The following is a 12575-nucleotide window of genomic DNA, read 5'->3' on the forward strand; positions in this document are numbered from 1 at the left end:
TTACTCGCCTTCGCCGAACTTGTCGTCCATGAGCTGGACGATGGCGTTCATCGCTTCTTCTTCCTGCGCACCGTTGGTCTCGAGCTCGACGGTCGAGCCGATGCCGGCGGCCAGCATCATCACGCCCATGATGCTCTTGGCATTGATGCGACGGTCGCCGCGGGAGAGCCACACCTCGCAGGGAAAGCTGCCTGCGAGCTTGGTCAGCTTGGCCGATGCGCGTGCGTGCAGGCCCAGCTTATTGCTGATGGTCACGGATTTCTTGATCACTGTGCTTTCTTTTCGCCTGATTCTGGGGAGCCGCCACCGCCACCTGCATGACGCCCGCGGTGCCGCCCGCGAGGGCGCGCTGCACCAGCGTCTCCAGAGGCTCATGCCGGTAGGTGACGGCGCGCAGCAGCATCGGAAGATTGACCCCCGCCACCAGCCGCGACCGAACGCCGTCCACCAGCTTCTGCGCCACGTTGCAGGGCGTGGCGCCGAACACGTCTGCCAGCACCAGCACCTGCGAGCGCGGCGTGTGCAGCTGCTGCGCAAGCGTGATGCGCGCGGCCGCCAGCGTTTCTTCGGGCGACACGTTGGGCAGCACGTCGAGCGCGACGATGGCCTGCTCGCAATCGGGAAACACATGCAGCGCACACTGCCGCAGCGCGTGTGCGAACGGTGAGTGGGCGATGATGAGAATGCTGTTCATGCGGGACGGAGGACGACTCGTCGATTATGCGGGGGCGCCCAGGGGAAGTAGATATACGACATAACGCAGCAGCCCCGAAAAACAGACAACGCCGCGCGAAATGAGACAGCCGTGTGTCCACACCTGTCGCGGGAGGCACTATCAAAACAATAGCGAATGGTGCGATCGTTCACGGAAGCCGCAGGCCCTCGAAGAATGTCTTCGACGCTTCGGCCGAGGAAGGCTCGCCCAGCACGGTGGCTTGGTAAAGCGCCACAGTGCCGTCTTTTTGCGACTGGGCGAACCAGAGCACCTGTACCGGCGCGGCGCCCTGCTGCTTTGGCTGGGCATCGAGCCGCAACGGGGCGGGTGTGGCGGTCGCGCGCTGCACGCTGGCGGGGGCTTGCGTCATCTGCTGCGCTTCTCCCAGCTGGCCGCGCGTGGCAGCGCGCCATGCGTTGAGCCAGGCCTCGGCCTCTTCGGGGCCTTTGGCGGAGGCATGCGCGATGGCGAAGGTCGCACCGCCGGCTTCGCAGCCCGCCATGTCGACCTGCACCGATTCGGCGCCCAGCGGCAGGGCACGGCTTGCGCGGTCTGGCTTGCAGGGCAGCAGCGCGATCAGGCCCGATTCGGCGACCGGCACTTCGCGCCAGTTGAAAGTGGGGCTGCAGGCTGCGAGCAGGGCCGCCGCGGCCAGCGCAAGCCAGGAAGAAGAGAAAGCGGGCGACGACGGCATGGGGCAGCGATTATCGAACCGCGCGAGGGCCGCCGGAACGCCGCCAGCACGATCCGGCACGCGGAACTAAAATCGCGCCGCCCTTCTCTTGCTTGAAGCCATGAAAAAATACATCGCCGCTGCCGCCGTCGTCATCGCATTGGCCACCGGCGTGGGCGTGTACCTCGGCTCCGGCGCCACTGCCGCGCCGGCCTCGACCTTCGTGCTGCTCGACGGCACGCAAAAGAGCACGGCGGACCTGAAGGGCAAGGTCACGCTGGTCAACTTCTGGGCCACAAGCTGCGTGACCTGCGTCGGCGAGATGCCCAAGGTCATCGCCACCTACGACAAATACAAGGCGCAGGGCTACGACACCCTGGCCGTGGCCATGAGCTACGACCCGCCGAGCTACGTCGTCAATTTCGCCCAGACGCGCAAGCTGCCGTTCAAGGTGGCGATCGACAACACCGGCAGCGTGGCGCAGGCCTGGGGCGACGTGAAGCTCACGCCGACCACCTACCTGGTCAACAAGCGCGGCGAGATCGTGAAGCGCTATGTGGGCGAGCCGGACTTCGCCGAACTGCACAAATTGATCGAAAAGCTGCTGGCCGAAGCCTGATCTCCGGTCTTCCCAACGAAAAGGCGCTCCGAAAGAGCGCCTTTTGTTTTGGCGAAGCGGCTTGCTTATTGGTTGCGGAAGCTGTCGTGGCAGGCCTTGCAGCTCGCGGCGGTCGGGCCGAACTGGGCCTTGAGCGCGTCGAGGTTGCCGGCCTTGGCAGCGGTCACCAGCTTGCCGGTTTCTTCCATCAGCTTCTGCTGGCGCTCCTTGAACTTGGCGTCTTCCTTCCAGACTTCGGGCTTGGCCTTGCCGCCCTCGGTGCCGGCACCAAAGCCGGCCCAGGGCAGCTTCGCCATGTCGGCGACCACTTCGGCATTGGCCGCGGCAACGCTGGCATCGTAGGGCGCACGGCCGTTGGCCATGGCGCCGAGGCGAGCGAAATGCTGGCTCATCACGAACAGCGCGCTCTGGCGGTACTTGATGGAGTCCTCGGGCTTGGCAAACTGGGCCGCGGCGGGAAGAGACATGGCAGCGCAGGCGGCTGCAAGGGCGAACGAAGCTAGTCTGGTCATCGTGGGTCCTCGTTGTGGGGAAAGCGCCGTCGAATGCGGCACTGCCGGCGAGTGTAGGGGCGGCCCGTGTCCAGCGCATAGCAACAACCCGAAGCAGACTGGGGCCCGGACTTTGCTAATCTGCGCCTTCCGCAGCATTGCGCCCCCTTGGCGCCTTCTTCGATGACCGACTCCTCCGTGGCCGCCTTTCGGGCGGCCTCCGGCCCCGGTGCCCGCACGCGGGTCTGGGACCTGCCGACGCGCCTTTTCCACTGGGCGCTGGCCATCGCCGTCATCGGCATGATCGGCACCGGCCTGGGCGGCGTCATGGAATGGCACTTCCGCCTTGGGTACACGGTGCTTTCGCTGCTGCTGTTCCGGCTGCTCTGGGGTTTCGTCGGCGGCCGCTGGTCGCGCTTCGCGGCTTTCGTCTACGGTCCGGGGTCTGTTGTCGCGTACCTGCGCGGACGGGCGCATCCGGACCATCTGATCGGGCACACGCCGCTGGGCGCGCTGTCGGTGTTTGCGGTGCTGGCGATCCTGGCGCTGCAGGTCGCTACCGGGCTGATGGCGGACGACGAAATCTCGGCGTCCGGGCCGCTCACTCGTTTCGTCTCGGGCGAGGTCGTGAGCCTGGCCACGGGCTGGCACAAGGCGCAGGGCAAGTGGGCCGTGATTGCGCTCGTGAGCCTGCATGTGCTGGCGGTGTTGTTCTACGTGCTCGTCAAGCGGCATCGCCTGGTGCGGCCGATGGTGACGGGCGACAAGCTGGTTTCCGCAGAGAGCGGGCAGGTAGCGCCAAGCCGCGACGACGCGGCCTCGCGCTGGCTTGCGCTGGTGTTGTTCGCGCTGTGCGCGGGCGTGGCTTATTGGGTTTCTTCGTTGCGCGTATGAGCTTCTCTGTGTCACGCCCCCTGCCGCTGTCGGCGATGCCGGCTGTCGTGCTGCTCACGCCCGAAGAGGCGCACGAGATCGAGGCCGCGCGCGCGATCTTCAGCGACTACGCGGGTTCGCTGGGCATCGATCTGGACTTTCAGGATTTCGACAGCGAGCTGGCGCAACTGCCGGGCGAATACGCCGAGCCACGCGGCACGCTGTTGTTGGCGCTGGTCGATCCGGTCAATGTGTCGGAAGACGCCGGGCGCCAGGCGCCGACGCTGCAACGTGCCGACGGCACGCTGGCGCATGTGGCGGGGTGCTGCGCGCTGCGGCCGCTCGACAGCGCGGACTACGCGAACGCCGCGGAAATGAAGCGCCTGTACGTACGCCCCGGGTTCCGCGGCCTTGGCCTGGGCCGTCAACTGGCCGAGGCGATCATCGATGCAGCACGCAGCGCGGGATATGGCTGCGTGCTGCTCGACACGCTCGACGACATGGAGTCGGCGCGGGCCCTCTACGAAGACCTGGGCTTCGCGGAGGTGCCGCCCTACTATCACAACCCCGTCGCCGGAGCCCACTATCTCAAGGTGGATCTCTGAGATCTCTGACCGGAGCGGCCGATCAGCCGCGGGCCTGGGCCAGCAGGGTGTCGGCGTCGCTGACTTCGAACTTGCCCGGTGCCTCGACGTTCAGCGTCGCGACCTTACCGTCCTTCACGAGCATCGAATAGCGGTTGCTGCGAAGGCCCATGCCACGCCCGGTCAGGTCGAGCGTGAGGCCAGTGGCCTTGGCGAAATCGGCGCTGCCATCGGCCAGCATGCGCACCTTGGCGCCGGTCTTCTGGTCGCGCGCCCAGGCGCCCATCACGAAAGCGTCGTTCACGCTCACGCACCAGATCTCGTCCACGCCGGCGGCCTTGAAGTCGTCGAAGTGCTGCACGTAGCCCGGCACATGCTTGGCCGAGCAGGTGGGCGTGAAGGCGCCGGGCAACGCGAACAGCGCGATGGTCTTGCCCGCCGAAGCCTTGCTCACGTCCACGGCGTTCGGGCCGATGCTGCAGCCTTCGCCCTCGATCTCGGAATATTCCTGCAGGGTGGCCGAAGGAAGGGTGTCGCCGACTTTGATCATTGAATGTGCTCCTGAAAAAGAAAAACGGCCCACATTGTGGGCCGTTTCTAGATGGGCTGTATCGAGCCGGGGATGATCAGACCAGAACGGCCTTCTCGACCAGACGGGTCACGACCCAGTTCTTGGTCTTCGAGATCGGACGGCTTTCCGTGATCTCGATGGTGTCGCCCAGCTTGTACTCGCCCTTTTCGTCATGGGCGTGGTACTTGCTCGTCTTGGCCACGATCTTGCCGTAGAGCTCGTGCTTCACACGGCGCTCGACCAGCACGGTCACGGTCTTGGCACGCTTGTCGCTGACCACCTTGCCGATCAAGGTGCGCTTGAGGGATTTTTTAGCTTCCGTCATGTTCACTCCTTACTTGGCGGCGGGGGTTTCTTGCTGCTTCTGAGCAAGAATGGTCTTGGCGCGTGCGATGTCGCGACGCGTGACGCGCAGCGTCGAGGTGTTCGACAGCTGTTGCGTGGCTTTCTGCATGCGCAGGCCGAAATGGGCCTTCTGCAGATCCTTGATTTCGGCTTGCAGGCCCGCGACGTCCTTCGTGCGCAGGGTTGCGGCCTTCGTCACCTTGGCCGGAGCCGCGGTTTCTTTTTTCTTACGTGTTGCCATGGATGTTCTCCTCTCAGGCGCCGAGCTGGCGAGCGACGAACGTCGTACGCAGCGGAAGCTTGGCGGCGGCCAGGCGGAACGCTTCGCGGGCGAGTTCTTCGGGCACGCCGACGATCTCGAACACGATCTTGCCAGGCTGGATTTCAGCGACGTAGTACTCGGGGTTGCCCTTACCGTTACCCATCCGCACTTCAGCGGGCTTGGTAGAGATTGGCTTGTCCGGGAACACGCGGATCCAGATACGACCACCGCGCTTCACGTGACGCGAAATCGCGCGACGAGCGGCTTCGATCTGGCGCGCCGTGAGGCGGCCGCGGTCGGTGCATTTGAGACCGAAGTCACCGAACGCAACCGAGTTACCCGTGGTTGCGATGCCGGTGTTGCGGCCCTTTTGTTCCTTGCGGAACTTTCTGCGTGCAGGTTGCAGCATGTTTTGTTACTCCGTGAGGGCCCCAGGCACTTGCGTGCCCGGGAGCGACCGATTACTCGGTCTTGGCACCGTCCGCTGCTGCAGCGGGCGCGGCTTTGCGGACGCGCTTAACGGCGGGTTTCGAGTCTGCACCGGCACCGCCGGTTGCTTCTGCGGGCTTGTCGCTGCCATCGGCCGGGGCGGTGTTGCCACCGATCGGGCCACGGGCACCGGCGCGCGGGCCGGGACCACGACGGTCGCTGCCCGGACGGTCGCCACCAGGGCGGCCATCACGGCGCGGACCGCGCGGACGACGTTCTTCTTCAGGACGCGGCGTTTCGACGGCCGGCAGGTCGTTACGACCCAGCGTGTCGCCCTTGTAGACCCAGACCTTGACGCCGATGACGCCGTAGGTGGTCTTGGCTTCCGAGGTGCCGTAGTCGATGTCGGCGCGCAGGGTGTGAAGCGGCACGCGGCCTTCGCGGTACCACTCGGTACGTGCGATTTCGATGCCGTTCAGGCGGCCAGCCGACATGATCTTGATGCCCAGGGCACCCAGACGCATGGCGTTTTGCATGGCGCGCTTCATGGCGCGGCGGAACATGATCCGCTTTTCGAGCTGCTGCGTGATGCTGTCGGCGATCAGCTGCGCATCGATTTCGGGCTTGCGCACTTCTTCGATGTTGACCGCAACCGGCACGCCGAGCTGCTTGCCCAGTTCGCGCTTGAGGTTCTCGATGTCTTCGCCCTTCTTGCCGATCACGACGCCCGGACGTGCCGAGTAGATCGTGATGCGTGCGTTCTTGGCGGGACGCTCGATCATGACGCGCGAGACCGAAGCGTTCTTCAGCTTCTTCTTCAGGTATTCGCGAACCTTGATGTCTTCGGCCAGCATGCCCGCGAAATCGCGGTCGCTTGCGTACCAACGGCTGGACCAGTTACGGGTGACCGCAAGGCGGAACCCGGTTGGGTGGATTTTCTGTCCCATATTTCTTCCAGGCCTTCTTAGTTGCCAACCGTCACGTACACATGGCACGTGGGCTTGCTGATGCGATTGCCGCGACCCTTGGCCCGCGCCGTGAAGCGCTTGAGCGTTGCACCTTGCTCGACGTAGATGGTCTTGACCTTCAGCTCGTCGATGTCGGCACCGTCGTTGTGCTCGGCGTTGGCAATTGCCGACTCGAGCACCTTCTTGATGATCACAGCGGCCTTTTTCTGCGTGAACTGCAGAACGTTGAGCGCTTGATCGACCTTCTTGCCGCGGATGAGATCCGCGACCAGACGGCCCTTGTCGACCGACAGGCGGACACCGCGGAGGACTGCACGTGTTTCAGACATGGTCGTTCCTTACTTCTTCTGGACTTTTTTGTCCGCGGGGTGCCCCTTGAACGTGCGCGTGAGCGCAAATTCGCCGAGCTTGTGGCCGACCATCTGGTCGGTGATGTACACGGGCACGTGTTGCTTGCCGTTGTGCACAGCGATGGTCAGACCGATGAATTCGGGCAGGACCATCGAGCGGCGCGACCAGGTCTTGATCGGCTTCTTGTCCTTGGTCGTCACGGCCTTGTCGGCCTTGGCCACGAGGTGGTGGTCGACGAAAGGACCCTTTTTGAGAGAGCGAGTCATTGGCTATCCCTTACTTCTTGCGACGCGACACGATGAAGACCTGCGTGCGCTTGTTGTTACGGGTGCGATAGCCCTTGGTCAGATTGCCCCATGGGTCGACAGGATGGCGGCCTTCGCCAGTCTTGCCTTCGCCGCCACCGTGCGGGTGGTCGACCGGGTTCATCACGACGCCGCGAACGGTCGGGCGAATACCCTTCCAGCGCTTGGCGCCTGCCTTGCCGAGCTGGCGCAGGCTGTGCTCTTCGTTGGCAACTTCGCCGATGGTCGCGCGGCATTCGATGTGAATGCGGCGGACTTCGCCCGAACGCATGCGGACCTGGGCGTAAACGCCTTCACGGGCCAGCAGCGTGGCCGACGTACCGGCCGAACGTGCGATCTGCGCGCCCTTGCCGGGTTGCAGTTCGATGCAGTGGATCGTCGAGCCGACCGGGATGTTGCGGATCGGCAGGGTGTTGCCGGCGCGGATCGGGGCTTCGGCGCCCGACAGCAGCGTTGCACCTGCTTCAAGACCGCGCGGGGCGATGATGTAGCGGCGCTCGCCGTCGGCGTAGCAGACCAGAGCGATGTGGGCGGTGCGGTTCGGGTCGTACTCGATGCGTTCGACCTTGGCCGGGATGCCGTCCTTGTTGCGCACGAAGTCGACAACGCGGTAGTGGTGCTTGGAACCACCGCCACGGTGACGGATCGTGATGTGACCGTTGTTGTTACGGCCGGCCTTCTGGAACTGGGGTTCCAGCAGGGCTGCGTGAGGAGCACCCTTGAACAGGTGGTCACGCGAGATCTTCACCGCGCCGCGTTGGCCCGGCGAAGTGGGTTTCATCTTGATGACGGCCATGATTAAGCGCCTTCCCCGACGAGGTTGAGCTCTTGACCGGCCTTCAGCGTCACATAGGCCTTGCGAACGTTGTCGCGGCGGCCGATGGACTTGCCAAAGCGCTTGGTCTTGCCCTTGGTGTTGAGCACCGACACGCCCTGGACTTCGACCTTGAACATCAGTTCGACAGCGGCCTTGATCTCGGGCTTGGTGGCGTCTTGCAGCACCTTGAAAGTGACAGCGTTCGACTTCTCGCCGACCATCGTGGCCTTTTCGGACACGATCGGGGCGACCAGCACCGCCATCAGGCGGCCTTCTTCGAACGTACGTTCAGCGGCGGTAGGGTTCACGCGGCTCATGCGAACATCTCCTTGAGCTTGTCGACGGCACCCTTGGTGACCAGCACCTTCTTGTAGTGAACCAGCGACACCGGGTCGGCGTAGCGGGGTTCGACCACGAGAACGTTGACCAGATTGCGCGAGGCAAGGTACAGGTTTTCGTCGACTTCTTCGGCGATCACGAGCACGGACTCGAGATTCATCGCCTTGAAACGGGCTGCCAGCGGCTTGGTCTTGGGCGAGTCGACCTTGATCGAATCGACCACGGCCAGACGGCCTTCGCGAGCCAGCTGCGAGAAGATGGACGCCATGCCGGCGCGATACATCTTCTTGTTGATCTTCTGCGAGAAGTTTTCGTCAGGCATGTTCGGGAAAATCCGGCCACCCCCGCGCCACAGCGGCGAGGACGTCATACCGGCACGGGCGCGGCCCGTTCCCTTTTGCTTGAAAGGCTTCTTGGTCGAGTGCTTGACCTGTTCGCGGTCCTTCTGGGCGCGCGTGCCTTGGCGTGCGTTGGCCTGGAATGCAACGACGATCTGGTGAACCAGGTCTTCGTTGTAGTCACGGCCGAACACGGTCTCGGGGGCGTCGTACTTCGACGCGGCCTGGCCTTGTTCGTTCAGGAGTTCGAGTTCCATTACTTCGCTCCTTGGGCCGCTTGCGGCTTGGCCTTGACGGCGGGACGCACGGTGACGAAGCCACCCTTCGAACCCGGAATCGCGCCCTTGATGAGCAGCAGTTGACGTGCTTCGTCGATGCGGAACACGTCGAGGTTTTGCGTCGTGCGGGTAACGTCGCCGAGGTGACCCGTCATGCGCTTGCCGGGGAACACGCGACCGGGGTCTTGTGCCATACCGATCGAGCCGGGAACGTTGTGCGAACGGCTGTTACCGTGCGACGCGCGTTGCGAGCTCATGTTGTGACGCTTGATCGTGCCAGCGTAGCCCTTACCGATGGAAGTGCCCTGCACGTCCACCTTCTGGCCCACGGAGAAGACGCTCGTCACTGCGATCACGCCGCCAGCCTTGTGCTGACCAGCGGTATCGGCGGTAACGCGGAATTCCTGGATGATTTCGCCTGCTTCGACACCTGCCTTGGCGAGGTGGCCGGCTTCGGGCTTGGTCACGCGCGATGCTTTGCGCGAACCGAACGTCACCTGCAGGGCGACGTAGCCATCGGTCTCTTGGGACTTGATCTGGGTCACACGGTTGTTGGACACATCCACCACCGTGACAGGAACTGCGTCCCCGTCATCGGTGAAGAGACGCATCATCCCCACCTTGCGGCCCAGCAACCCGAGGGAGTTGCTCAGACTCATTTGTTTTCTCCAAAAATGGAAACTCCCTACGCCGCTGCCACTTCAATTGGCGACAGCGTTTGCCGGGCTTCCCCGACAGCGTAAGAAGGTTGATAAATCTCTGCCAGAACGACACCCAATGCAGACGCAGCAAGGGCAGAGCCAGCGATTATAGCCCGCGATACGGGCTCCGCGCAAGCGCTGCAGTTGTGGCCGTCTTGAGGGCGCCGAGGCCCCGTTTCCGGGGTCTTTCGCGGCTTATTTCGGCTCTTTGGCCGGCAGCGAGATGATTTTTTCGCCTTCCGCGGACGACTTCATCTCGCCCGCAGCCTTCATGGCCGGGGCGGCCAAGCCGGTCTGCACGGGGATGGCGACGATGCTCATGGCGCCGTTCTGCGTGACAAAGACGTTCAGATAGGCGAGACCTTCGCGGTCGCTCGTCACCGTGGCGGTGGCGGTCGTACGCTGGCCGGCGGGAAGGGCCAGGCTGCTGCTTGTGGTCAGGGTCAGGCCGGCATCGGTCGTCAGGCGCGCGGTGGCACCCGACAAATCGCTCACGCCGTCGAACTGCAGAACAACAGAGATTGGCCGGCCGACCTGGGGCGTGCCCTCTACCCTGAACTGGATCACGACACCGGAATCGTTGGGCTTGCGTGCCGCAACCGTCATAGGCGCAGCATTGCGGGACGAGGCTGCGTGCTTCGCGGTGCGGGGCGCCGGCACGCCATCTGCAAAGACCGGCGCCGACGCGGCGGCTAGCGTCAGGCATGCCACAGCGGCAATCGTCGAACTGGAACGGAGGTTCATGGCGGCCTTCCTCGCTGCTACTGAATGATCACGCCGAAGCAGGTGCTGGTGGCGGAATTGTTGAGATCGTTGACAACCAGAACATAGTCGCCAGCCGACAGGTTGACCGAACTGGTGTTTCGGCTCACCACGCCACCCCGATAGATTGCGTAGTTGGGATTAGCGCCCCCCGGCGGGGAGATCGTGAACTGGTAACCACGGTTGGTGGGCGCCGTGAAACGCAGGTACGCGAAGCTTCCGAGCTTGTTTCCGTCACGCTGAGGATCCGCAGCGTTCGTCACACAGGCCGAAGTGGCCGTACCGACCACCGCCTGCTTGTACATCGGCAACGCGATCGACACGCCGCCATCATTGCCCTCCCCCGCGCCGTAGGCATCATTGACCGTGATGCTCTGCCCCGTGAGCAACGCGGCCAGCGTGGATGCACTGCCCTGCGCTGTCGCGTTGAATGCCACGGCGAACGGATGAATCGACGTGACCGGCGCACCGCTCCTGAATAGCGCCCCCGTCATCGTGTCGTGGATCGGCTTGAAACCGACCTGCTGATTCAGATTCCAGAAGATCGACTGAATCGAGGATTCGCGGAACCATCCTCGGTTGGTCGCCGGCCCCTGCGTGAGATCGAGGCTGCCGCCCTGGGCCTGGCCAGGGCCACCCGAATCGACATAGTTGCTGCGCCCCAACGCAATGCCCGACCAGCCGTTGCCCCATCCTTCGGAGAAAGCGAGCCGGCGGTCAATGAGTTCACTCGTGGAGTGCGCGCCGCCCGGCGAATCGTCGCGGCTGAAGGAGGCCTGGTAGTAGTGCCCCCATTCGTGCGCGATCACGGGCGCGTCGAATTCGTCGGTATCCACATCTTCCTTGCCGAGCACGTAGATTTCGGCACCCGAACTTCTGCCAATGAAGAACGTGGTGCCAATCTGGCCCAGCGCGATGCTGCCGCCGGAGTTGGTGTTGTTGACACTCCAGAACACCTTCAGCGACGGAAACGCAGTCGCCGGAGCCACCGACAGCACTTTCTGCATCGCGGTGTAGACCGTGTCCATCACGGCGAACGGCCCGGACACACGCTGGCTGGTGTAGCTCGACCCGCCCCATCCACTGCCGGCGCGCAGATCGCGGGTGAGCGCCGCGGTGCCGGTGGAGAATGCCGACGACTGCATGGAATAGATCGCGTTCGACTGCGTGTTGTCACGCACGGTGACGTCCCAACTCGGAAGCGCGCCAGTGCGGGTCAGTTGAGCGCGCACGCGGACAACGACGTTCGCGTTTGACGGAACGCTCGCCGAGTAGGCGCCGTTGTCATCGGTGGAAGTCGTGGCCAGCTGGCTGCCACTGGTGGCGTCGAGTACTTCGACAAAAGCACCACGCACCGGTTTGACCGAGATATCGGAATACACGAGGCGGCCACTGGGATTGGGCACCGACTCGTAAGTGGCCGTACCGCTCAGGGCAACTGGCGTCGTCGGAAGCACGGGCAGCAAGGGAATGCCGCCACCGCCACCTCCCCCACCGCCGCCACACGCGGTCAACAACGCCGCCGCGATGCAAGCCACCAAACCCGACGCAAAAGAGATGCTTTGTCTCATAGCTGTGCTGCCCTCGTTTCAGCTGTCCGACGCCTCGATGGAGGGAGGCTGTCGTCCGGCGAGGATGCCACATCTGCGCGACATAAAGCACAAAGCCCGCCTGCATTTCTGCAGGCGGGCTTCACAAATAACCGCGACGCGAGGTCGAACGGATTACTGCAGCTTGATCTCGACGTCCACGCCGGCCGGCAGGTCGAGCTTCATCAGCGCGTCCACGGTCTTGTCGGTCGGGTCGACGATGTCCATCAGGCGCTGGTGCGTGCGGATTTCCAGCTGGTCGCGCGACGTCTTGTTGACGTGCGGCGAACGCAGGATGTCGAAACGCTTCATGCGGGTCGGCAGGGGCACGGGGCCCTTGACGATCGCGCCGGTGCGCTTGGCGGTGTCGACGATCTCGGCTGCCGACTGGTCGATCAGCTTGTAGTCGAATGCCTTCAGGCGGATGCGGATTTTTTGCTTGGTAGCCATGGTGATTCCTTTGCGTCCGGCTTAGATGTCGAGGATCTTGGCCACGACGCCCGAACCCACGGTACGGCCGCCTTCACGGATGGCGAAGCGCAGGCCTTCTTCCATCGCGATCGGG

Annotated in this window: 21 protein-coding genes and 1 pseudogene; 3 read left to right on the top strand and 19 right to left on the bottom strand. The window is 63.9% G+C overall.

Features of this window, described 5'->3' with window-relative positions; all coding sequences use genetic code 11:
- The 3 genes from BLV60_RS23875 to BLV60_RS23885 form a co-directional block, all read right to left on the bottom strand.
- A complete protein-coding gene (locus BLV60_RS23875; protein ID WP_093057763.1) occupies positions 1-270 on the bottom strand; it encodes an HPr family phosphocarrier protein in 270 nt (89 codons plus the stop codon).
- On the bottom strand, positions 239-694 hold the full coding sequence (locus BLV60_RS23880; RefSeq protein ID WP_093057764.1) for a PTS sugar transporter subunit IIA: 456 nt from the start codon (positions 692-694) through the stop codon (positions 239-241). Before BLV60_RS23880 ends, BLV60_RS23875 begins: the two co-directional genes overlap by 32 nt.
- Positions 695-863: 169 nt before the next feature.
- Positions 864-1409, bottom strand: coding sequence for a hypothetical protein (locus BLV60_RS23885; RefSeq protein WP_093057765.1), 546 nt, complete (start codon positions 1407-1409; stop codon positions 864-866).
- A 100-nt stretch (positions 1410-1509) separates the two neighbouring features.
- Between BLV60_RS23885 and BLV60_RS23890 the strand changes: the two genes are divergently transcribed.
- A complete protein-coding gene (locus tag BLV60_RS23890; RefSeq protein WP_093057766.1) occupies positions 1510-2007 on the top strand; it encodes a TlpA disulfide reductase family protein in 498 nt (165 codons plus the stop codon).
- A 65-nt stretch (positions 2008-2072) separates the two neighbouring features.
- Here the strand turns inward: BLV60_RS23890 and BLV60_RS23895 are convergent, their stop codons facing one another.
- Positions 2073-2519: a c-type cytochrome gene (locus tag BLV60_RS23895; protein ID WP_093057767.1), complete on the bottom strand. Its 447-nt coding sequence runs from the start codon at positions 2517-2519 to the stop codon at positions 2073-2075.
- 162 nt (positions 2520-2681) lie between these two features.
- Between BLV60_RS23895 and BLV60_RS23900 the strand changes: the two genes are divergently transcribed.
- Together BLV60_RS23900 and BLV60_RS23905 are read left to right on the top strand one after the other, a co-directional pair.
- Positions 2682-3392: a cytochrome b/b6 domain-containing protein gene (locus BLV60_RS23900; RefSeq protein WP_093057768.1), complete on the top strand. Its 711-nt coding sequence runs from the start codon at positions 2682-2684 to the stop codon at positions 3390-3392.
- Positions 3389-3976, top strand: a complete 588-nt coding sequence (locus BLV60_RS23905) for a GNAT family N-acetyltransferase (protein ID WP_093057769.1) — start codon at positions 3389-3391, stop codon at positions 3974-3976. The genes BLV60_RS23900 and BLV60_RS23905 overlap by 4 nt, the downstream gene beginning before the upstream one ends.
- A 22-nt stretch (positions 3977-3998) precedes the next feature.
- Here the strand turns inward: BLV60_RS23905 and BLV60_RS23910 are convergent, their stop codons facing one another.
- The 15 genes and pseudogenes from BLV60_RS23910 to BLV60_RS23980 all read right to left on the bottom strand — a co-directional run.
- On the bottom strand, positions 3999-4505 hold the full coding sequence (locus BLV60_RS23910) for a peroxiredoxin (protein ID WP_093057770.1): 507 nt from the start codon (positions 4503-4505) through the stop codon (positions 3999-4001).
- A 76-nt stretch (positions 4506-4581) separates the two neighbouring features.
- Complete coding sequence (gene rpsQ, locus BLV60_RS23915) at positions 4582-4851, bottom strand: 30S ribosomal protein S17 (protein WP_015867662.1); 270 nt, start codon at positions 4849-4851, stop codon at positions 4582-4584.
- Between the two features lie 9 nt (positions 4852-4860).
- A complete protein-coding gene (gene rpmC, locus BLV60_RS23920) occupies positions 4861-5070 on the bottom strand; it encodes a 50S ribosomal protein L29 (protein ID WP_056589463.1) in 210 nt (69 codons plus the stop codon).
- A gap of 55 nt (positions 5071-5125) precedes the next feature.
- Positions 5126-5542: a 50S ribosomal protein L16 gene (rplP, locus tag BLV60_RS23925; protein ID WP_007838137.1), complete on the bottom strand. Its 417-nt coding sequence runs from the start codon at positions 5540-5542 to the stop codon at positions 5126-5128.
- Between the two features lie 52 nt (positions 5543-5594).
- Complete coding sequence (rpsC, locus tag BLV60_RS23930) at positions 5595-6509, bottom strand: 30S ribosomal protein S3 (RefSeq protein WP_093057771.1); 915 nt, start codon at positions 6507-6509, stop codon at positions 5595-5597.
- Between the two features lie 17 nt (positions 6510-6526).
- Positions 6527-6859, bottom strand: coding sequence for a 50S ribosomal protein L22 (rplV, locus tag BLV60_RS23935; RefSeq protein ID WP_007838134.1), 333 nt, complete (start codon positions 6857-6859; stop codon positions 6527-6529).
- Positions 6860-6868: 9 nt separating this feature from the next.
- Positions 6869-7147 (bottom strand): 30S ribosomal protein S19, encoded by a 279-nt coding sequence (gene rpsS / locus BLV60_RS23940; protein ID WP_007838132.1) that lies wholly within the window; start codon positions 7145-7147, stop codon positions 6869-6871.
- A gap of 10 nt (positions 7148-7157) precedes the next feature.
- On the bottom strand, positions 7158-7982 hold the full coding sequence (gene rplB / locus BLV60_RS23945) for a 50S ribosomal protein L2 (protein WP_093057772.1): 825 nt from the start codon (positions 7980-7982) through the stop codon (positions 7158-7160).
- A gap of 2 nt (positions 7983-7984) precedes the next feature.
- Positions 7985-8320, bottom strand: a complete 336-nt coding sequence (rplW, locus tag BLV60_RS23950; RefSeq protein WP_093057773.1) for a 50S ribosomal protein L23 — start codon at positions 8318-8320, stop codon at positions 7985-7987.
- Positions 8317-8937: a 50S ribosomal protein L4 gene (rplD, locus tag BLV60_RS23955; RefSeq protein WP_019657681.1), complete on the bottom strand. Its 621-nt coding sequence runs from the start codon at positions 8935-8937 to the stop codon at positions 8317-8319. Before rplD ends, rplW begins: the two co-directional genes overlap by 4 nt.
- Positions 8937-9617: a 50S ribosomal protein L3 gene (gene rplC, locus BLV60_RS23960; RefSeq protein ID WP_093057774.1), complete on the bottom strand. Its 681-nt coding sequence runs from the start codon at positions 9615-9617 to the stop codon at positions 8937-8939. The genes rplD and rplC overlap by 1 nt, the downstream gene beginning before the upstream one ends.
- Before the next feature lie 237 nt (positions 9618-9854).
- The gene (locus tag BLV60_RS23965) at positions 9855-10403 is read right to left on the bottom strand and encodes a hypothetical protein (protein ID WP_093057775.1); all 549 of its coding nucleotides are present in this window, start codon (positions 10401-10403) and stop codon (positions 9855-9857) included.
- Between the two features lie 17 nt (positions 10404-10420).
- Positions 10421-11992, bottom strand: a complete 1572-nt coding sequence (locus BLV60_RS23970; RefSeq protein WP_093057776.1) for a hypothetical protein — start codon at positions 11990-11992, stop codon at positions 10421-10423.
- Positions 11993-12145: 153 nt separating this feature from the next.
- Positions 12146-12460: a 30S ribosomal protein S10 gene (rpsJ, locus tag BLV60_RS23975; RefSeq protein ID WP_007838118.1), complete on the bottom strand. Its 315-nt coding sequence runs from the start codon at positions 12458-12460 to the stop codon at positions 12146-12148.
- 21 nt (positions 12461-12481) lie between these two features.
- Positions 12482-12575: pseudogene (locus BLV60_RS23980) on the bottom strand (elongation factor Tu); the annotation flags it as partial.

The organism is Variovorax sp. YR634 (genome assembly GCF_900106655.1).
GTDB lineage: Bacteria > Pseudomonadota > Gammaproteobacteria > Burkholderiales > Burkholderiaceae_C > Variovorax.